The organism is Flammeovirga sp. EKP202 (assembly GCF_014534745.1).
In the GTDB taxonomy this organism is placed as follows: Bacteria; Bacteroidota; Bacteroidia; order Cytophagales; family Flammeovirgaceae; genus Flammeovirga.
The window spans coordinates 26,405-47,321 of record NZ_JACVVP010000016.1 but is presented as its reverse complement, the minus strand read 5'-3'; the positions used below and the strand labels follow the sequence as shown (position 1 = coordinate 47,321).

The following is a 20,917-nucleotide window of genomic DNA, read 5'->3' as shown; positions in this document are numbered from 1 at the left end:
CTTATATTTGTAGTATACTAATCGCAATAAGCAGATGAGAGAATTAACGTTAGATACTACATTGGGGTGTAAGGCTTGTGAAGCCAAAGTACAACCTCTTCTAGATAAAGACCCAAGAGTGATTGATTGGGAAGTAATAGATGGAAATATCCTGAGGGTCGTCACCGAAGGAGCATGTCAGAAGTGCGTCAATAAGATAATTGGAGAAGCAGGCTATGAGGTAAAAGAACAGCTTTCAGCTAAAGATGTTGATGCAAGTCAATTTGCTTTTAAAATCACACATGAAATCCCAAAAATTGAATATGAAGTCCCTCAATTTTCTTCTGAAGATGCTGGTAAATATTATTGTCCTATGATGTGTGAGGGGGAAGATAAGCTTTTTGATGATCCGGGAGATTGTACAGTTTGTGGAATGCCTTTAGAAAAAATACCTGAAGCGAAACCAGCCGTTCAATATGCCTGCCCGAATCATCCTGACGAATTACATGATGCACCCGGTGAATGTCCTATTTGTACAACGATATTGGAACCTGTTATTCCTGAATTAGAGGAAGAGAAAAATGAGGCTTATGAAGATATGAAACAAAGGTTCCAATTAAGCCTTTTGTTGACAATCCCAGTGGTGAGCATTGCAATGCTTGGACATCTATTTCCACCCATACATCATGCAATGTTGAGCCTTATGTCACAAACCGCTTGGAATTGGATACAATTTCTACTCACGATACCTATGGTGTTCTATACCGGCAACATTATTCTTAAAAGAGCCTGGTCTTCTATCGTGACCCGAAACCTTAATATGTGGACTTTAATTGGTATAGGAACAATGGTCGCCTTTGGTTTTAGTGTGATAGCTCTTTTATTCCCTAGTGCCTTTCCTGATCAATTTAAAGAGAACGGAGCGGTACATGTTTACTTTGAAGCTACATGTAGCATTTTGTTACTTGTGATGATTGGTCAACTTATGGAACTTAGAGCGCATGCTCAAACCAACTCAGCACTAAAAGCACTTCTTCAATGGGCCCCTGCCACATCTACGATTATTAGAAATAATAAAGAGTTTAAAGTAGCCATTGAACATATTGAGAAAGGTGATCTTGTAAAAATAAAGCCAGGGGAGAAAATTCCAGTTGATGGTAGTATTACAGAAGGCAATGGCATAGTGGACCAATCTATGATTACTGGAGAGCCAATTCCTGTTGACGTTACCATAAATGATAAGGTGACCAGTGGATCGATTAATATAAATGGTTCATTTTTGATGAAAGCTGAGAAAGTAGGGGGCGAGACACTTCTTTCAAAAGTCATTAGTATGGTCAATGACGCAAGTAGATCTAGAGCTCCCATTCAGAAAATTGCAGATCAAATATCCACTTATTTTGTTCCGATTGTTGTCAGTGTTTCTATTCTTACGTTCTTCATTTGGTTTTTCTTATACAATGGAGAAAATGCAGCCACCTATGCTTTAGTTAATGCAGTTGCCGTTTTACTGATTGCCTGTCCATGTGCTCTAGGACTTGCCACTCCAATGTCTATTATGGTTGGAACCGGAAAAGGTGCACAATATGGTATTCTAATTAAAGATGCAGAGGCGTTACAAAACTTCAGTAAGGTAGATGTTTTGATGATTGATAAAACCGGTACGCTAACAGAAGGAAAACCGAGTGTAAAGGAAGTACTTTGTTTCAATGGTACATCTTCATCGGAGATCCTTACTTATGCCGCTAGTATTGATCAAAATAGCAATCACCCTTTGGCTAAAGCTATTGTGGAAAAAGTGAAGCAAGAAAACATGGATATTCTTGGTGTAAAAGCGTATCAATATTTGATAGGAAAAGGAGGGAAAGCATTGATAGGAAACGATGAAATTGCTGTAGGAAATCAAAAACTTGTTGACCTTGAAAATTTAGGGCATGAGGAACTTCAAAAAGTAAATAGACACTTAGTAGAGGGAGCAACGATCGTTTATGTTTCAAAAAATAAAGTGTTGCTTGGAGGTATTGTCATAACAGACCCAATTAAGAGAGATGCTCAACAGCAAGTAAACGCATTGCAAAAAGAGGGGATAGAAGTGGTCATGCTCACTGGAGATAATGAAGCTACCGCAAAATATGTGGCTGACCAAGTCGGGATAACTTCTTATCAAGCGAATTGCCTTCCTGAAGATAAATTAAACTACATCAAAGATGCACAAAGTAAAGGCTTTCATGTAGCCATGGCAGGGGATGGAATAAATGATGCACCAGCTCTCACCCAAGCAAATATTGGAATAGCAATGGGAGATGGTACCGACATTGCCATTCAGAGTGCTGAAATTACTTTATTGAAAGGTAATCTTTCAAATTTAACCAAAGCTAGAAAGTTAAGTGAGAAAGTAATGTTGAATATAAAACAGAATTTAATTTTCGCATTCTTCTATAATGTGCTAGGTGTGCCAATAGCGGCAGGGATTTTATTCCCATTTTTTGGGATTCTATTAAGTCCAATGCTCGCAACATTAGCAATGAGTTTTAGTTCTGTCTCTGTAATCTCTAATGCACTTCGCTTGAAAAGGGTAAAACTTTAGGATTATAGTCAACCAAAAATAGAGCCTCTACTTCAATCTGAAGTAGAGGCTCTATTTTTTTATAAGGAGTTCCTTTTTTGACTTAGAATGAATGGTAAGATATAATAGGTATTATAAAATATTTAATAAAGTTCATTGATCGTAACCTAGGTGTTGTACATAGTGAATAACATGGTGTACTACTGATTTTTTTAGATTTATCATATTTTTTTTGAATTGTTTTTATTGTGGTTATAAACCTTCATAACAATGCGGATAAGCCTATTTTTTAGTGTTTTTGATTGTTTTTATTGTTGTTGTTATAATGTTTTTTTTGTGTCCATTTTTTCGGTTTTTTCAATGAAAAATCAAGAAAAATGAATCAAAAAACAACTGAAGCTAGTATACTTGAAATGTGAAACAGATAAAGATATTATATCAATAATTGATTTGCTGTACTATTAATGAGAGGAAGATTAAATACTAAAAACAAAACCAGATAGAGTCTTAAAACTTAGCTAAAACTAAAACCATAAATCATTATCACTTAATATATCTACTACTAACATAGAAACTATCATTTTATCTATTTCTAATTTATCGAAGAGTGGGCAACTACTCTTCGAAAATTGGAGAGCTACAAGCCAATTAAAAATAAGATAAGATTGAGTATAAACATAAATTTACACTGGACTAAACAAATACTTTATAGAAAAGGAGCGTTAAACCTCCTTTTCACCACGATATAGAGCAAGGAACCTTTAACAACTTAGCTGAAAACAAAACCAATGAGATGCTAATTGCTAAAACTATGTACTAAAACCTATATATGATCATAGGTAACTAACCGAAGTTTTTGGAGTTTCGGTTAGCTACTTTCCTGATTAAACCTAATTATCCCTAATTCAAGAATGTGTTTATCATGGATTTGATTAGGATGTAAGTTACATTAACTCATATACCCTAGGTAGTTGACTATCTAGGGTATTCTTTTTTGTTAGAATTTATTAAATAATAAGTCATTGTAATACAGTTATTTCAATTATATCTTAAATTTATCATAATTACTACTGCGAAGACTAAATAAATTATTATTAATTACTAGATGATGTTTAGATTACTACTTATAACAATTACATTTTTTCATTTATCTATCTTAACAGCTTATTCTCAAAACATTTCAGGAGAAGTTATAGATGGTGACACGAAAGAATCATTACCGTTTGTGAATGTTTCTTGTAAGCAAGCTGATGCAACTATTGCAATTGTAAGCACTGATTTTGATGGAAAATTTACGCTAGAAGTAAAGGAAAAAGGAGACTATGAGCTTCAGTTTCATTACACCGGCTATAAATTAAATAGCAGGATTATTACTGTAAATGATGATTTAGATATCTCGTTGGGACAAATTCTACTTAAATCAACCATTACAGAATTGGAAGGTGTAACTGTTACAGCCGAAAAAGAGTCTGTCAATATGACGGCAGACGGAATGAGTTTTAATGTTGAAGAAGGTGGGGGAGCCAATATGGAAGATATTGTCTCGGGTATGCCTTCTATTACAATGGACGAAAATGGTGAAGTCACCTCAAACGGTGAACAGGTGGTGATTCTCGTAAACGGGGAAGAATCCAGCTTAGAAAACCCTTTGGAAGATATTCCTATGCAACTAATTGAAAGGGTTGAACTTCTTAACAATCCTCCAGCTGAATATACTTCAGCGACTACAGCCATTAATATTGTATTGAAAGAAAATGTAAAACTCGGTAACAATGCCAGAATTTATGTAGAAGGTGGTATGCCTACACAAGCAAAAGCCGGTTTTAATATTTCAAGATCAGGCGACAAATGGTCTACCACAGTCAATGTTCGCTACATTCAAAACGAACTTCCTTACAAAAATTCTTCAGAACGATTAAATTATGGTTCAAATACTCGTGAAAATGAGAGTGAGTATACTCAAGGTTTAAAAATGTTCAATGCCAATTGGTCATCTTCTTATGCATTGTCAGTGAACGATAAACTTCGATTTAATCTGAGTTATTCTCACAGAGAAAACACGACTGAAAGTGAAGAAGAAGAACTTGTTCAAAATATAGATCCTGATAATATTAATCCTAGAATTAATTATCGTACGGCTTCAAATAATAGGCTAACGAAAAGATTACAGGCTCAATTGAATTATGATAAGCATTTTATGACGGAGGGTCGAAAGTTTTTAACTACAATTCGATTTTCTATCGATGACTATGATCAATTAAATACGAACCAAACAAATACATTGTATTTGGATACAGATGAACTACGTTACAATGATGAAAGATTAACTGAAAGAGATCGACCAAGTAAAAACCTATTTGCAAACGTAAAATATGTTCATCCATTTAATCCAAGTAGTATCTTAACTACTGGTTTTAGAAATCAGACAAAAATACAAACCAACACCGAACGTTTTTATAATAGAGATGAAGATGGTGAGGAAACCAATAGAGGTTTAGGTTATCAAAATACAGACTATTTAAACCAAAAGTTCACGGCTTATTTCCAATACAAGTATAAGTTTGTGAATGATCTAACTTTAAACGTGGGAGGTATAGCAGAAAATTCAGTGATCAATTCTGATATTGAAAATCTTGAAGATACTTTCAGTACTCAAAATAACTTTTGGGTTTTTAACCCTAATGCAAGCTTGAATAAAAAGTTTAATGAAAACTGGATGGGACGAATTGCTTATTCTTTTAGAATGAATACACCTCCAGAGTGGATGCTGAACCCTACGATTAACGATAGTAACCCTTTATTCATTAGTTCGGGTAACCCTAATCTAACACTTCAAAAGAAACAAAAATTAGTGCTTGATGTAACAAATCATCAAGACAATTTCTCAACAAGAGGTGGGGTGTTTTTCAGAAGTACAATTGACGGAGTAGAAAGAGTTTTCGAGAACAAAGGAGATACAATTTATTCAACTTTTGCCAATATCGTTGATAAATATACAGTTGGTACAAATATCTATGTTCAATATCAGTTAAGTAAAAAACATCGTATTATTCTTTCAGGTGATCTTTACCATGATATGTATAATACTAGAACTGGAGATTTTCCATTGTCACAGACAATGTTCAATGGTAAGATGACATACAAAGCCAATCTTTTAAATGGCTTTAGAGTTAGATTAACGGGGTACTACCTATCACAAACTATACGCTACAATGGTACAATGACCCCTGCTTCCGGAGTTGATGCTTCGGTTTCAAAGAGTATATATGAGGGAAAAGGTAGGCTTTGGCTTACTGCTGTTGATATTTTCTCTACTAGAAAAATATATAGAAGTAATATTTCACGTACATTTGAATCATCAAATGTTGTAGATTTGCCTACAACAGTTAAGTTAGGATTCTCATGGTCGTTTTTCTCTGTATGATAAATAAGAAACTATTTACATTTGCTTTATTAATTACGGCATTTCTTTTATCGAAAAATGAAATTTATGGACAGAATCATAAGGATGTTATTCATCTTTATGATTCTGCGTATAGTAAGGTTTTGGATTTAGGTCAAATCCCTTTTTGGGTGGACCTCACTCAGGAATTATCATATGAAGAAATTCTGGAGTTATCACCGTCTTTCAAAACTTCTACCACTCACAGTAAGGATAAATTCAATGTAGAAGGTAATTACTGGCTACAATTGAATATTAGTATTGACTCTTTTAGTTCTTATGAATGGCTAATAGAATTTTATGATCAAACCATTGATGATATGATTGTCTATTTGCCTACCGTTGAAGGTGGAGTCGAAAAGATTTTTATGGGTGATAATTATGACTTCGATAAAAGGGACATTAAACATACAAATTACATTATTCCTCTTGCTGATAACATCGATTATACACAGCCACTTTATATCCGAATTCAATCCGCTCATAAAGTCGACTTATTAGTTAATCTTACCAATGGTGACGAATTTATAAAAGAATCCACACTTAAATATTTGTTTTTTGGCTTGTACTATGGTGCTTTCGCGTTGATGATCGTCTATAGTTTAATGCTTTTTGCAAATATCAGAGAGAAGAAATACTTATTTTACGTTATTCACTTGGTGTTTATCATGCTTTACTCGGCCTCGCGAGATGGTATGGGATTTCAGTTTGTATGGCCTGATGCACCTTGGGTTAATTCTTTTTCAACTCTTCTGTTTATTTTTGGAATGACGATGTCATTGGCCTTTTTTATCAAGGAAATTATTTCTGATGAAAGTGATAATCCGCTTTATTCAAAGGCAATGAACATTCTGATGTCAGCTTTAACTGTCATCTTCTTTTTAATTCTTCTGTTCTTTAGTACACAAGAGGGAGGTTTATTGTTAATTACTACAATTTTAACGCTGCTCTACTTTGTTGTCAAAGCCTATAGGGAATACAAAAAAATATCTCCTTATTTTATCTTTGGCTTGATCATATTTTTCTTTGGTTTCTTTATTTGGCTTTTAAAATGGTATGCTATTGTTCCTTTCAATACATATACTTTATACAGTCTTAGAATTTCTATTTTACTAGAAATGTTATTGTTCTCTTATGGACTTTATGATAGTTTGAGACTTTTAAAGGAAAGAGAAAGAATTGCTCAAAAGGAGATCATTCAGCATCAATCTGAAAAAGAAGAAATGCAAAACAAAGTCATTGAGGAACAGAAGAAAACAATGATTTTGAGTGAGAAGGTAAATAATGAGTTGGAAGAGAAAGTACAAGAGAGGACATCCTCTTTACAGAAAAGAGAAGCTGAACTGAGTACTCTGAATAAAGAACTACAGGATAAAACAGAAAAGCTAGACAAACTTAATCGTGTTCTTGATGTAAATAACTACAACTTAAAAGGGGAGATCAAGCAAGAGAGGGAAAGAAGGTTTACAAATAAAAGGCTAAGCCATAAAGAATTTGAAGAACTTTTTCCTGATCAATTATCGTGTTTAAGGTATCTTGAAAAACAAAAGTGGAAAGGAGGTTTTACTTGTAAACAATGTGGTAATCATACCTATTCTGACGGGACTAAACAGTTTTCAAAACGATGCACAAAGTGTGGTTATAATGAGTCTGTCACTAGTAATACAATTTTCCATAGCTTAAAGTTTGATTTAACCAAAGCATTCTATTTGTCTTATATTATATCCAATTTCGATGAGGAATTTAGTATTCAGCAATTATCAGATGAAATTGGAATGTCTAGAAACACAGTATCCAAGTTTAGGTTGAAAACATTGAAGGCAAAAAACAAAGAATCAAAATTGCTATTGCCTACTTTCTTGCCTACGGATTAGTTATTCAATTAAGGAGAAAATCATATCGAACTGTTTGGGTTTCATCCCACAAAGCAGTTCTTGTAAGATTGGAAGCTCCATAATTTGGGGTTAGTTCAAGTAGTCCATTGACCATAAAATTGAAAGTGTAATGCTTTCCTTTTTCAAATGTATTTTTCTTAAATGCGATTCTGTAATGTCGATATCCAACTTCTTCCATTAATATTTTATGACTATTTTCCTTTTCTAGAAAACTAGCATATAAATACATATTTCTAATATTGAATTGTCTAGCTTCCGATCTTTGATAATAGGTCATAAGGTCGTTGTCGTTTAACTTCCATTCAAAAATAACATCGTCTTTTTGAATACTATAACCCATAACCTGATGATTGTAGTTGGTTTTATAAGTGAAATTGTAATGACGCATTCCCATAAAATGCCCTAATTTATTTCTTGCTTCAAAAGGAGGATTTACCCAGTTATGATCATTGACGATGAACTTAAATTCACCCCAATTATTGATGTTTTCATCAATAGGTAAGGAGAAATAATACAATTCCCCTTTTTTCTCCATCGTGAAATATTCACTCCATGAGTTAAAACTTCCAGCTACTTGTACTTTACCGATTAAGTCGGGATCATAAGCTGATTGTACACCATAGTTATTATTACTTAACGAATATTCTTCTGGATTAAAAATGAATGTAATACTATCATCCGTTGTTACATATCCCATTTGCTCTTTGGGCTCAATGATATACATGAGCCATATGATATACATTCGTCTTAAATCTTTTTCAACAAAAACGGGTACATGTGTATTAAGAGAATTGTAATGGTTGGGGGTAATGAGGTATTTTTTATTAACCATGAAATTGAAATCACCACTGGCAGGTAAAATTTTCTTTTTGGGTACAATAAGCTCCCAATGATCAGCTTTCTTTTTCATTAAGTAGGAAGAATCAATTTTGTAATCATTAAATGAGCCAATTAAGTGAAGTTCATTAATAACTACATCTTCTTTCTTAATAAGGTATTTTTCCCAGTTATTAAAGTTTGGAGTGTAAGGTGAAGTGTAAAAATCCGTTTCTGAAATGTCTAGATAATTAATGATGTCTGAGTGCTTAATGTTGAAAACAATGTTATCATTCTCTTCATAATACCCTATCAATTCTTTGTCATTCTTGGTAATAAGGTAACCAATAGGAGTATGTGTACACCCAAAAAGGAATAAAAATAGAACTATATGGAGTAGAGTGTTTTTCATTTAGAATTTTTGAGGATAAACTTTCCTTGCGTTAAAGTATCGAAGATGTCGTTCTTATTATTTCTACTAATGCTGATTAAGGTGTCAGCAATCACAACACTATTTCCTTCAATGGCCTCTACAAAATGAATATTGATGATAAAGGATTTTTGAACTTTTAAAAAGTAAGAAGGAAGGTTTTCTTGGACTTCTTTTAAAGTAAGTAGGGTGAGGAAGTTGCCTTTTGTGGTGACAATATTAATGTAGTTGTTTTGAGATTCAATATACTTAATGTCTTTACACCAAATTTTTTTGATTTGAAGATCTACTTTTACAAAAATAAAATCATCAAATTCTTCCTCTTTTTGAGTCGTATTGAAAGCTTCTTTTGCTTTGAGACAACTTTTATAAAAACGATCAAAGGATATCGGTTTTAAGAGATAATCGAGCGTATTGACTTCATAACTTTGAATCGCAAATTCAGAATAAGCTGTTGTGAAGATGACCATCGGTGGGTTTTTCATGGATCTTACCCAATCAATGCCAGAAAGGTAGGGCATATTAATATCACAAAAACATAAATCAACAGGTTGTTCATCCAAAACTTGTTGAGCTTCCATGGCACTTTCGCAAATAGCGATGGTTTCTAGAAAAGGAACTTGAGATACATAATGAGCCATTCCATCACGTGCTAGTTCTTCATCATCTACAATGAGACATCGGATCTTAGAATTCGATTTTTGCATAATATACGTTGTTGATTAAAGAGGTAGAGAATTTATAATTATTTCCATAAATAAGAGAAAGTCGCTTTTTGATATTCGAAAGACCAATACCACTGTACTTTTTGTCTTCTTCTAATTCAATATGACTATTGTCTGTAGAATTGACAATTTCAAAACTAACAAGGTTGCTTCTCTGTCTTAAAAAAATAGAAATATAGTTCTCTTTATCGTCTTTTTGGGATACATATTTCATTGCATTCTCCACCAATGGTAAAAATAATAATGGTGGAATTTGAAAAACAGTATCTTCACAATCAAATTCGGTCGTGATTTTTACTTTCTTTCCTTTTCTGTAACCTTGCACTTTACAAAGATGAGTGAGGTAATCAATTTCCTTTTGAATAGGAACAAAATCATGATCACATTCATACAATTGATAACGGAGCATATCACTTAATTTCAATAATAACTCCTGGGCACCTTTGGGATCTTTTATAATCAACCAAAAAATAGTATTGATAGTATTGAATAAAAAATGAGGACTTATTTGAGCCTTCAGAAAACTTAATTCAGCCTTAGTCTTTTCAAGTTTTAGACTTTGTTGTTCATTGTATTGTTTGAGGTATTCAAAAACAATCTCAATACAGATGCCAATGAAATAAGGAATAAGTGCAGCCTGTAGGTTGTAGATATTATAAAAAGGACCTCTGAAATCTTCTAAAAAATAACTCCAACGATAAACCCAAGTCATTTCACTGTAAAGGAACAGTATTAATAGAAAGCCTGAAAAAAGAATAATAAAAGCTAGAATACTGCTTTTTTTGATCAATACATATTTAGAAATCCTAGCAAAAAAAATGGCTCCAAAACATTTTAAAAATGTTGTAGCTAAAGCAAGTACTAACAAATAATTTAGTCCTAACCATTGATGATCTGATTCAGCTCTGTAATCCGTGAAGAATTCAATAACGAAAAAGACTAAATAATAAAATGCAATCGTAAAAAAATAAAAACTTCTTAAAGGCATCTGTCAAAAATTAAGAAAGAGTGTTTCAAAACCAAATTGAGATTTTAAAACACTCTTAGATTCAGAAAAGTCTTTTCTCTTAGAACAAAAGTTATTCTAAATAAATAAAGTTACAGGGTGTCTTTTGTTCGAAATAGGTTTTTCAATTTAGAAATTACAATTACTATATTCAACAGTTTTAGTGTAATATTCTTTCTTCAAATCATCTGATGTTAAATAAAATGAAGTTGAACCCATTAATTCTTCATCATCAATAGTTTTGAAAGTCACTGCGTAGCTTCCACCTACAAAATTGTTGTCCAATGAAAATGTTAATACGCCGTCTTTTGCTTGAATATTTTGTTTGAATTCAAAACCTGTAGAAGAGATAAGCTCTACATTCGCAATGATGTTATTGTTACATACATCGCCATTGGGTACTAATTCAATCGTCATGAATGCATTTTGAGGAGAGCTATCAATTCTTGGTAAACGGTTAGAATTGGAAACTTCAGGAGATATTTCATCTGTAGCCGAAGTACAAGAAAACAATGAAGTAAGTAAAAGAGATGCTAAAATTAATTTGACACTTAAGTTCATAATAGTTGAGGTTTTGATTAATGATATATCAAATGTCTCCTTAATTGAGCAGTGTATGAATTTTATTTGGTGAAATGCAGCGTTGAAATGGTGAAATGCAAAAAAGCAATTCAATCGGTTGCAGTTAATCTTTATTGATGATTGTATTATACTTAAAATGAAATCTAATATATTTATTGTTTTTACAAGCAAACATATTTTTAATTGATCATTTATAATGAAACAGATATTCTACATATTATTTCTTATAACATGTTGTACATGTGTTCAAGCTCAATATGGTCCAGACTATCTAATATATAAAGAAAACCCATCTACTTATGGTGTTACGATTTATGGAGATATTATAACACCTTACTCGGAATGGAATGGTAAAAAAATTAAAATTTTAACAGATCAAGGAACGTTAAAATACAAGGCAGAAGAAGTAAGTTATTTTTATGCTGATGGAGTGGAGTATGTAAGTGTACCTTATGAGAATTCAAGAAGATTCGCAAATGTAATTTCATTGGGAGAAATAAAACTTGCTTATTATATGTCTTCAGGTAAAAGCGTGAATTATACATATGGAGGAGGTATCATTGCTGGGGCAGTAGTAGGAGCAGTCGAAGGCCTTATTGAGTACGCTACAAGTTTTTTTTATTTTAAAACAGCAACTTGTCCAGATTATATAAGAATTCCTCATAACAGTAAACTGTTTAAGGCAAAATTTGCTGTATATTTTGAAAATTATCCAACAATCCATCAATTATTAATGAAGGAACAAGTTTCAGAAACAGAGTTCTTAAGTGCGATACTGATCACTAATGAACGTCAATTAAAATAAAAAAGACCTCTTGAAAATTAAGTTTCTCAAGAGGTCTTTTATTATTATAATCTATAAATTAATAACTCCAGTCTCCATTTTCAACTTCAAGAATAGCCTGAACGACTAAGTCTATCATTGCAACTACATCCGTCGGGTGAGCCATTTCAGTGGTTTGATGCAAGTAACGCATCGGAATACTTAGAGCACCTGCAATTGAACCATTTTTAGGCATTCTTTGAATGTTTGCCGTATCAGTCCCTCCAAAAGGAAGTACTTCAGGTTGAGCAGGAATTTCTTTTTCTTTTGCTACGTTTTCAAGGTGTTCAACCATTCTTCTATCGCAGATAGTTCCACCATCAAAATGTTTAATACCAGCACCTTTACCCATAGATGTAACATAATCTTGTGGAGCAAGACCTGGGATATCATTAGCTACAGTAACGTCTAAAGCAATTCCGAAATCTGGTGAAACACCATGACCTGCTACTTGAGCACCTCTTAAGCCAACTTCTTCCTGAACTGTAAAAACACCGTAAACATCTACAGGAGTATCTTGCTCTTTCAATGCCTTCATGATTTCAACAAGTGCATAAACACAAACTCTGTCATCCAGGGATTTACCATTAATCAAGTCTCCAACCATGTCTAACTCTTGCCAGCGAGTGATTGAATCACCAACTTTCACATGCTTTTCTACTTCTTCTTTTGAAAGACCACAGTCAATAAAGTATTCTTCATTTGTGACTACTTTGGCTCTTTCGGCAGCACTCATAGAGTGAATTGGTTTACAACCCATCACACCTAAAAGGTCTTTCTTACCATGCACTTTTACTCTCAAAGAAGTAAGTGTTTTAGGATCAAAACCACCTAATGTTTGAAATCTGATGTAACCATTATCATCGATATGTTTCACCATAAAACCGATTTCATCCATGTGAGCTGCTAACATAAACTTCTTAGCATTCTCATTTTTGGATTTTTTGATGGTGATGAGGTTGCCCATATTGTCAACATAGTATTCGTCAACAATATCCTTTAAGGTATCAATAAGTAAATGCCTTACTTTTTTCTCAAAGCCAGGAGCACCTGCAGTTTCACTTATTTCCTTTAATAATGGAATATCAATTCTTTCTAAACTCATAATTGTACTAATATATTTTCAGATACCATGGAAGAGATAATTTTTTGTTCTCTACCATTGATAATTATTTCTAATGATTGGTCAAATTCTATTTTTTCTACCACTTCTAGTTCAGTTCCTATGCCAATTCCCACTTTGTCTAAGTATTGTAAAAGACTACTATTCCCATCTTTGACAGCAACTACGGTTGCTTTTCCTTTGGATGGAATATTGGAAAGTTTTGTGGCTTTTAGATTGCTAAATTCGCCGTTTTTGTCAGGAATTGGGTCTCCATGTGGGTCATGCTTAGGATAACCAAGGAATTGGTCCAGACGTTCGATCATTCTTTGAGATTGAATATGCTCCAATTGTTCCGCTACTTCATGTACCTCATCCCAATTGAAATTCAATTTTTCTAATAAGAAAACTTCCCATAAGCGATGCTTACGTATGACTAGGAGGGCGGCCTTATTTCCAGCCTCAGTTAGGGTTGTTCCTTTGTATTTTTGATAATGAATTACCCCTTTGCTGTTGAGTTTTTTAATCATATCAGTAACAGACGCAGCTTTCGTCCGCAGTTGATCAGCAATGGCATTGGTACTAACAGGCGTATCTTTTTCGGATAAATGATAGATGGTTTTTAAATAGTTTTCTTCTGAATGACTAAACATGTAAAGGTGTTATATATGCTATTATAATTGCGAATTGCAAATAAATAGTTAGCCCACACTTTTCATAATTTTAAATCTACTATTTATTGTTTTTATCGAAGAAAAAATTTCATTTTTTGAACCTGTTAATATGTTTTATCGTTTAATGATAATAGGTTTTCAGTAGAATGAAAATGAACTATTGTATACTGAATAGAGGTGAACTATTGATAACTAAAAATTTAACGAAATGGGATTTGAATCGAGTGCAATTAAGAGTTTAGAAAACAACAGAAGAGAAATCAGACAGGTGACTACTGGCAGGTTTCCATCCAAAAATATGGGTACTAATCTTCAGAAGAAACCGCTTCGTTTTAAAGAGGCATCTGAAGCCGAGAAAAAGAAATTCAAAAAGAAGTTATGGTTTTATAAGTTTCAAGAGAAAGCTTTGGGTATAGCATTTTGGCTGATTGGGATAAGTGCTGTGCTAAGCTTATCTTATTGGATGTTCTTTATTTTATAATTTTTAAAAGTTTATGCTCTTCGGTTGTCCAAAGGGCATTTTTATTATAGCCATTTGGGTAAGGATTCAGTTGAATGATTTTATTTTCTAATTCTGTTTTATTAAAAGAGTTAAAGTCAAGAAATATTCCAGCTTGATATGGAGTGGCAATACTCTTCCATAAATTATTTTCTTGAATGATCATCGGAATTTCCAAAGCCATGCATTCGTACATTTTTGTTGGAATGCAATTTTTAGTAGAGGCATTAGTAGGATAGGGTAAAGCCACGAAGTCTGATTTTTGCATTTCTTCTACGATCTTTAAATGCGGTACAAATGAGGTGATTCCAATGATTTCAATGGAATACTTTTGGGCATATTCATTAATTAATTTTACAGTATCATCTTCATAAGCTTTTCCAATTATTTTGAATTTGAAGTTTAGTTGTGAATTGCAACTGCTTAGAACGACCACAAAGTTTAAAAATTCCAGGATCCCGAAAGCTTTTGATAAAGTACCGCAATAAGTAATGACTTTTTCGTTTGATTTTAAAGTGTTGAATTGAGGGGTGATAGGAACATATTTATTTTCCAGTACAGTAGTTTTAGAAACTGGTAGTGATTTTTCATTCAAATAGGCTTTTTCAGCTAAAAAAATGTGATTGAGAAAGGGAAAAGAGAATTTTTCAATCAATTGAGCACCAAGTGCCAATAAATATTTAATGGATTTCTTGTGATAAGTTTGAGCAGTGAAGTTTAAGGAGTAATTTTCTAATATGTCATAGTAAATTTTGACATTTTTATGATGAATTTTATACCCAATCAAAAAAGGAAGTAACTCAATGGTATGAATAATAATATGCTGAGGTTTTTCTTTTTTCAATAAAGCATAAAAAAGCCTACCCGCATCTTTGCGAGTAGACTTTTCATTGATGTCATAAGGTTCAAAACGTATATTTTCCTCTAAATGATAAAGAGAAGTATCATTACTTTTTGTTCCAAAAATGACTAATTCAGTATTCTTTATTTTTGCAAGTGATTTTCCAAACTTCTCATAAACCCTAGTGTCATCCACTGGTTTTAAAACGGAAGCAAGAATAATCTTTTGCATAAATTATTTTACAACTGGTGAAAGGAACTCCATTGTGTCTACATTGTCAGCATAAGTAGAAACGCTTGGGAATTGAGCTTGACCGAAGTCTTCCGACCCAGCAAGCCATTGTCCATCCGTGACAACACATTGGATTTTGTCTTCAGCATCACTTAATTTTGCTTTCAACTCTAATCCATTTTCATAGGTTTCATAATAAAGCACTGAGATAGGGGAAACCATTTCTTCTGACTCCGTAAAGATCAAACCACCATTGTCTAAATGCTCCACTTTATTTACCAAATAAATCGACTTGTTGTAGTCATAGTTGTTGGCGTACTTGTGATTGATGATTGTTTCTTTAGCTCTTGGCTCTAAAGCTTTTAATAATTTTGTAAGATCATAATCCTTAGGAGCATACACTTTACTGATGTTTCTGCATCCTAGACCATAGTATAAGAAGATATCATCCGCTAACTTAGCTAATGTTTCCTCGTCTTCATCGCCTCTAATAACGGCTACTGATGAGCGATTATGGCGGATGATATTAGGGTACTTACTAAAGTATTTGATGAAATATCTTGTACTGTTATCTGATCCTGTAGCGATAACTTTATCGATTTCTTTAACTGGAGCGTCTAATATTTCAATAAAATCATTGAATTTAGGCTCAATTTCTTTTAACCAGTTAAAGAGGGTTGTCATTAGAAAAGTGTCTTGAGAGCTTAATTTAGCCATCAAGATATGACCTGAGATAAGAATACTTAAAGCATCATGGAAACCGACAGCAGGGATGTTTCCTGCCATTACTACTAATACTTTATTTGGTTTTTCAGTGTCAGAACTTGAATAATCATTGACCCAATTTTCCAATACCTCTTTTGAAAGCATTTTTTCAATACCTGTCAATGCATTTGATACAGATAAGTCATCAAACCATCCATTGTCATCATTTGCTCGTTGGGTAAGTGCAGCTTTAGTGTCTCCGTCTAAAGTTCTTAGTTTATCTCCTAATGCTACAAAAGCATTAATTCTTTCTTGCAACGTCATAATTCCTCTTATTTTCTAAAAACAGTGCAAATCAAATAGGAATAATGTGAGTAAACAAGAAAAATGATTTAAAAGTCTGTCAAAGCGAAGGAAATTATGTTGGCTCCCATCTGAAGTGCTTTTAATCTTACTTCTTCGGGGTCATTGTGGATGGATTCATCCTCCCAACCGTTTCCTAAATCAGATTCATAACTGTAGAAACAAACGAGCCTTCCTTCATATAAAATACCAAAACCTTGTGCAGGTTTTCCATCATGTTCATGGATTTTAGGAAGGCCATCAGGAAAACTGAATGTTTGATGATATATAGGGTGATCAAAAGGTATTTCAATGAAATCAAGATCAGGAAAAACCTTTTTCATTTCCAATCGGATAAATTTATCTAACCCATAGTTGTCATCGATATGTAAAAAACCGCCACTAACAAGGTAACTTCTTAAATTTTCAACATCAGAGTCAGAAAATACGACATTGCCGTGGCCCGTTAGGTAAATATAGCTGTAGTCAAATAGTTCAGGGCTTCCAATTTCAACAATCTCATCATCGACATCAATGCTTGTACCTAAGTTGTCGTTACAGAATTCAGCAAGATTTGGTAAAGCTGTTTTGTTGGCATACCAGTCACCTCCTCCTGTATATTTCACTTTTGCAATTTTGAGTGAAAATTTACTATGACCTTGTGAAAAGGCTAAAAAGGGAACAATTAGGAAAAGTATAAATGTGATAGTTCTTTTCATCAGGATTGGTTCGTTATCTTAAAGTTATGATGCTTTGTTTTTATTACTAAAATGGATTCAGTTCACCTTAGTATATACAATATAATAAATCTTTTATTTCAAATCGACCATATTTAAAATTTGAGCGGTAACAATTCCTGCCGTCTCAGTTCGTAGTCTTTCTTTTCCTAAACTAACCCATTCAAAACCGCTTTCTTTAGCTTGTTCAGCTTCTTCTTCACTAAAACCTCCTTCAGGTCCGATTAAAACGAAGATATTTTGATCTTTATTAATCTTTTGGAATAAATTTTCAGTACTATTTGTAGGGACGTAAGCGATAAACTTTTGGTCTGCCTCCATATTCATCACCTCTTTGAAATTGGGGACTATAGACAATTCTGGAGACCAAAATTTTCTTGATTGTTTCATGGCTGAAACAGCAATTCTTTCTAAACGGTCAAGTTTTAATTGTTTTCTTTCTGAATGTTTTGAATAGAAGAATGTAATTTTACCAACACCAATTTCTATCGCTTTTTCTAAAAAGAATTCAATTCTATCCATGTTTTTAGTAGGAGCGATACCTATATGTATATGTGATGCCGTGGCAGGTAAAGATTCTATGTTGTCGACTTTAACCTTACACTTCTTTTGATGAGCATCAATGATCGTACATGAATATCTATTTCCCTTACCGTCCATTAAATGTAATTGTTCTGAATTTTGCATTCGTAACACCCTTACAATATGTTTACTGTCTTCGGGAGATAATGTAACTTCGTTTTGATCAGGATTTATATCATTATGATAAAAAAGTCTCATAAATCGTTAGGGATAGGTTGTGTTTTTCTTAATTCTGAGCAAAAATACATGACATTTACCTTTATTTTTTATTTTTCTTGATTATTTCTTTAAAATACTTTCTTAGTATGAATTGATTTTGTAATTTTGCAAGCCAAATCACAGTGAAGGTGAAGAAGAAAAATGCATATACAATAGGAATTGGAGGTTTAAAAAATGGTAAACACCAATTCGAGATCGAGTTAACATCACAACTTTTAGAAATATTTGAATCTGAATTGATGGAAAATATAACTGGAAGCGTGATATTGCAACTTGTTAAGAGTGAAACACAGATCGATGTTGATCTAACTCTTAATGCAAAAGTGGTGTTATTAAGTGATAGGAGCTTAAGAGAGTATGATTATCAGCTTGAGGAAACTCAAAAGATATATTTTAAATTCTCAGATAAGTTTGAAATGTTGGAAGATGATTTATTTAAAATACCTTTCAATGAGTCAGATTTAGATTTTGCTCAGATAATCTATGATTTAATAGCAGTGTCCTTACCTTCTAAGCGTTTACATCCAGAGGAGGATGAAGAGGATGAATTATTTTATTCATCATATGGAGAAGAGGAGTATGACGAAGAAAGTGAGGAGGAAATCAATGAGGAAGAAGAAGGGAAACCAACTGACCCTCGTTGGGATATTTTGAAAAAACTCAAATGATATATATTTAAGAATTAAAAATGGCACATCCTAAGTCGAGAATTTCGAAAGCTTCGAGAGGTAAGCGTAGAACGCACCTTAAGATGGATAAACCTACAATCTCTTTTTGCCAATCTACTGGTGAAGCACACGTAAGACACCGTGCTTTCTGGTCAGACGGTAAAATGTACTATCGTGGCCAAGTGGTTATCGATAACTCTGTAGATGTAGACGAAACTGCTGAGTAGTTTTAAACTACACAGAATCAAGCCAATCCTAAAAATAGGATTGGCTTTTTTTTATACTTTATATGGATTTTAAAAGAGTTGATTATCTTTGCTTTTTGAAATTTGATTTTGACGAAAAGTTAAAGCCAAAAAAAGAAAAGAAATACCAATATTACTATGGCATTAAAAGCAGCAATTAAAGGAGTTGGAGGATACGTTCCTGACTATGTTCTTACCAATCAAGAACTGGAAACAATGGTTGATACAAATGATCAATGGATTCTTGAGAGGACGGGCATATCTGAAAGGCGTATACTTAAGGGCGAGAATATGGGTACTTCGTATTTAGGTATTCAAGCAGTCAAACAGTTACTAGAAAAAACAAATACTAACCCTGAGGATATTGACCTAATTATTTGTGCAACTGTAACGCCTGACATGTTCTTCCCAGCAACTGCTAACATTATTGCTAAAGGAGTGGGAGCTTCCAATTCTTTTAGTTACGATATCGGTGCGGCTTGTTCTGGTTTTTTATATGCTCTTAGCACAGGTGCTCAATTTATTGAGACTGGTAAATATAAAAAAGTAGTTATTGTTGGTGCTGATAAGATGTCAAGTATTGTAGACTACACTGACCGTACTACTTGTGTTCTTTTTGGTGATGGTGCAGGTGCAGTATTGCTTGAGCCTACAGAAGAAGAAGAGGGTGTAATGGACTTTGTCCTGAAAAGTGATGGTGTAGGTGAAGAATACTTGAATATGAAAGCAGGTGGTTCAAGAATGCCATCATCTCATGAGACCGTTGACCAACGTTTGCACTACATCTATCAAGCAGGAATGCATGTATTCAAGTATGCAGTAGTTTCAATGGCAGATGCAGCCGCTGAAATTATGGAAAGAAATAGTTTAAGTGGTGACGATGTTGCTTATTTAGTTCCTCATCAAGCTAACAAAAGAATTATTGATGCCACTGCAAAACGTATGAATGTGGGAGAAGATAAGGTAATGATGAATATCCATAAATATGGAAATACTACTGCTGCAACGATTCCTTTATGTCTTATGGATTATGAAAATAAGTTAAAAAAAGGAGATAATCTTGTCTTAGCAGCCTTTGGAGGTGGATTTACGTGGGGTTCAGCTTACATTAAGTGGGCATACTAATAAATTTTTTTATTTTTGTGGTTGGAAATTTTTTTTGCCCGCCAATTTTAAGTTATTAGAAATAGAATAAAAAGTATATATAATGGCATCTACAGCTGATTTTAAAAACGGTTTATGTATTGAATTCAATAATGATATTTTTCAAATCATCGAATTCCAACATGTAAAGCCAGGTAAAGGTCCTGCATTTGTTCGTACTAAACTAAAAAGTATACGTACAGGAAAAGTGATTGATAATACTTTTACTGCAGGTCATAAAGTAACAACAGCCCGTATTGAGAGAAGACAACATCAGTATTCTTATGCAGATGATATGGGATTCCATTTTATGGATACAACTACTTGGGAAGAGGTAGCATTACCTGCAGAACAAGTACCAAACAATGATTTGCTACAAGATGGAATGAATGTTGATATTCTTTTCCATGCAGAAGTAGAAGAAGTCGTTGGTTGTGAACTAGCTCAGTTTGTTGAGTTAGAAGTTACTTATACAGAGCCAGGTATCAAAGGTGATACTGCAACAAACACATTGAAGCCAGCAACTGTTGAGACAGGTGCGAACATTATGGTTCCTTTGTTTGTGAATCAAGGCGATGTTATCAAAGTAAATACAACGGATCGTTCTTACTCAGAACGCGTTAAAAAATAATTTTTTAGTATTTAATCGAATAGGTTTGAGAGAA

Annotated in this window: 19 protein-coding genes; 9 read left to right on the top strand and 10 right to left on the bottom strand. The window is 33.3% G+C overall.

Annotated elements, in window-relative coordinates:
- Positions 1 to 34: 34 nt before the first annotated feature.
- The 3 genes from IC221_RS11750 to IC221_RS11740 all read left to right on the top strand — a co-directional run bounded on the left by IC221_RS11750 (position 35) and on the right by IC221_RS11740 (position 7,861).
- Positions 35 to 2,566, top strand: a complete 2,532-nt coding sequence (locus tag IC221_RS11750; protein WP_188169156.1) for a copper-translocating P-type ATPase — start codon at positions 35 to 37, stop codon at positions 2,564 to 2,566.
- A gap of 1,087 nt (positions 2,567 to 3,653) precedes the next feature.
- Positions 3,654 to 5,969, top strand: a complete 2,316-nt coding sequence (locus IC221_RS11745; RefSeq protein ID WP_188169155.1) for an outer membrane beta-barrel family protein — start codon at positions 3,654 to 3,656, stop codon at positions 5,967 to 5,969.
- Complete coding sequence (locus IC221_RS11740) at positions 5,966 to 7,861, top strand: 7TM diverse intracellular signaling domain-containing protein (RefSeq protein WP_188169154.1); 1,896 nt, start codon at positions 5,966 to 5,968, stop codon at positions 7,859 to 7,861. Before IC221_RS11745 ends, IC221_RS11740 begins: the two co-directional genes overlap by 4 nt.
- Before the next feature lie 4 nt (positions 7,862 to 7,865).
- On the opposite strand, the gene IC221_RS11735 is transcribed toward IC221_RS11740, so the two are convergent.
- The 4 genes from IC221_RS11735 to IC221_RS11720 all read right to left on the bottom strand — a co-directional run bounded on the left by IC221_RS11735 (position 7,866) and on the right by IC221_RS11720 (position 11,420).
- On the bottom strand, positions 7,866 to 9,110 hold the full coding sequence (locus IC221_RS11735; protein ID WP_188169153.1) for a hypothetical protein: 1,245 nt from the start codon (positions 9,108 to 9,110) through the stop codon (positions 7,866 to 7,868).
- Positions 9,107 to 9,835: a LytTR family DNA-binding domain-containing protein gene (locus tag IC221_RS11730; protein ID WP_188169152.1), complete on the bottom strand. Its 729-nt coding sequence runs from the start codon at positions 9,833 to 9,835 to the stop codon at positions 9,107 to 9,109. Before IC221_RS11730 ends, IC221_RS11735 begins: the two co-directional genes overlap by 4 nt.
- Positions 9,816 to 10,841, bottom strand: a complete 1,026-nt coding sequence (locus tag IC221_RS11725) for a sensor histidine kinase (RefSeq protein WP_188169151.1) — start codon at positions 10,839 to 10,841, stop codon at positions 9,816 to 9,818. The genes IC221_RS11730 and IC221_RS11725 overlap by 20 nt, the downstream gene beginning before the upstream one ends.
- A gap of 147 nt (positions 10,842 to 10,988) precedes the next feature.
- On the bottom strand, positions 10,989 to 11,420 hold the full coding sequence (locus IC221_RS11720; RefSeq protein WP_188169150.1) for a hypothetical protein: 432 nt from the start codon (positions 11,418 to 11,420) through the stop codon (positions 10,989 to 10,991).
- Positions 11,421 to 11,637: 217 nt separating this feature from the next.
- Here IC221_RS11720 and IC221_RS11715 point away from each other — a divergent pair, with 217 nt between their 5' ends.
- Entirely contained in the window at positions 11,638 to 12,246 is a 609-nt protein-coding gene (locus tag IC221_RS11715) for a hypothetical protein (protein WP_188169149.1), read from the top strand.
- A 58-nt stretch (positions 12,247 to 12,304) separates the two neighbouring features.
- Here the strand turns inward: IC221_RS11715 and IC221_RS11710 are convergent, their stop codons facing one another.
- Together IC221_RS11710 and IC221_RS11705 are read right to left on the bottom strand one after the other, a co-directional pair.
- Positions 12,305 to 13,369, bottom strand: coding sequence for a M42 family metallopeptidase (locus tag IC221_RS11710; RefSeq protein WP_044203661.1), 1,065 nt, complete (start codon positions 13,367 to 13,369; stop codon positions 12,305 to 12,307).
- Positions 13,366 to 14,019: a metal-dependent transcriptional regulator gene (locus IC221_RS11705; RefSeq protein ID WP_188169148.1), complete on the bottom strand. Its 654-nt coding sequence runs from the start codon at positions 14,017 to 14,019 to the stop codon at positions 13,366 to 13,368. The genes IC221_RS11710 and IC221_RS11705 overlap by 4 nt, the downstream gene beginning before the upstream one ends.
- Before the next feature lie 229 nt (positions 14,020 to 14,248).
- Between IC221_RS11705 and IC221_RS11700 the strand changes: the two genes are divergently transcribed.
- Complete coding sequence (locus tag IC221_RS11700) at positions 14,249 to 14,521, top strand: hypothetical protein (protein WP_044203664.1); 273 nt, start codon at positions 14,249 to 14,251, stop codon at positions 14,519 to 14,521.
- Here the strand turns inward: IC221_RS11700 and IC221_RS11695 are convergent.
- From IC221_RS11695 to IC221_RS11680, 4 genes are all read right to left on the bottom strand, one after another.
- The gene (locus tag IC221_RS11695; RefSeq protein WP_188169147.1) at positions 14,511 to 15,611 is read right to left on the bottom strand and encodes a glycosyltransferase; all 1,101 of its coding nucleotides are present in this window, start codon (positions 15,609 to 15,611) and stop codon (positions 14,511 to 14,513) included. The two genes, IC221_RS11700 and IC221_RS11695, sit on opposite strands and share 11 nt — an antisense overlap.
- A gap of 3 nt (positions 15,612 to 15,614) precedes the next feature.
- On the bottom strand, positions 15,615 to 16,640 hold the full coding sequence (locus IC221_RS11690) for an acyl-CoA reductase (RefSeq protein ID WP_188169146.1): 1,026 nt from the start codon (positions 16,638 to 16,640) through the stop codon (positions 15,615 to 15,617).
- A gap of 68 nt (positions 16,641 to 16,708) precedes the next feature.
- Positions 16,709 to 17,377: a DUF4159 domain-containing protein gene (locus IC221_RS11685; RefSeq protein ID WP_188169145.1), complete on the bottom strand. Its 669-nt coding sequence runs from the start codon at positions 17,375 to 17,377 to the stop codon at positions 16,709 to 16,711.
- A 93-nt stretch (positions 17,378 to 17,470) separates the two neighbouring features.
- Positions 17,471 to 18,175 (bottom strand): 16S rRNA (uracil(1498)-N(3))-methyltransferase, encoded by a 705-nt coding sequence (locus IC221_RS11680; protein ID WP_188169144.1) that lies wholly within the window; start codon positions 18,173 to 18,175, stop codon positions 17,471 to 17,473.
- A 149-nt stretch (positions 18,176 to 18,324) separates the two neighbouring features.
- Here IC221_RS11680 and IC221_RS11675 point away from each other — a divergent pair, with 149 nt between their 5' ends.
- The 4 genes from IC221_RS11675 (at position 18,325) to efp (ending at position 20,883) form a co-directional block, all read left to right on the top strand.
- Positions 18,325 to 18,864 carry a DUF177 domain-containing protein gene (locus tag IC221_RS11675; RefSeq protein WP_188169143.1) on the top strand — a complete coding sequence of 180 codons (540 nt, stop codon included), beginning with the start codon at positions 18,325 to 18,327 and terminating at the stop codon, positions 18,862 to 18,864.
- A gap of 20 nt (positions 18,865 to 18,884) precedes the next feature.
- Entirely contained in the window at positions 18,885 to 19,091 is a 207-nt protein-coding gene (gene rpmF, locus IC221_RS11670; RefSeq protein ID WP_044203678.1) for a 50S ribosomal protein L32, read from the top strand.
- 156 nt (positions 19,092 to 19,247) lie between these two features.
- Positions 19,248 to 20,234 (top strand): beta-ketoacyl-ACP synthase III, encoded by a 987-nt coding sequence (locus IC221_RS11665; protein WP_044203681.1) that lies wholly within the window; start codon positions 19,248 to 19,250, stop codon positions 20,232 to 20,234.
- Positions 20,235 to 20,316: 82 nt separating this feature from the next.
- Positions 20,317 to 20,883, top strand: a complete 567-nt coding sequence (gene efp, locus IC221_RS11660) for an elongation factor P (protein WP_044203683.1) — start codon at positions 20,317 to 20,319, stop codon at positions 20,881 to 20,883.
- Positions 20,884 to 20,917 lie beyond the last annotated feature (34 nt).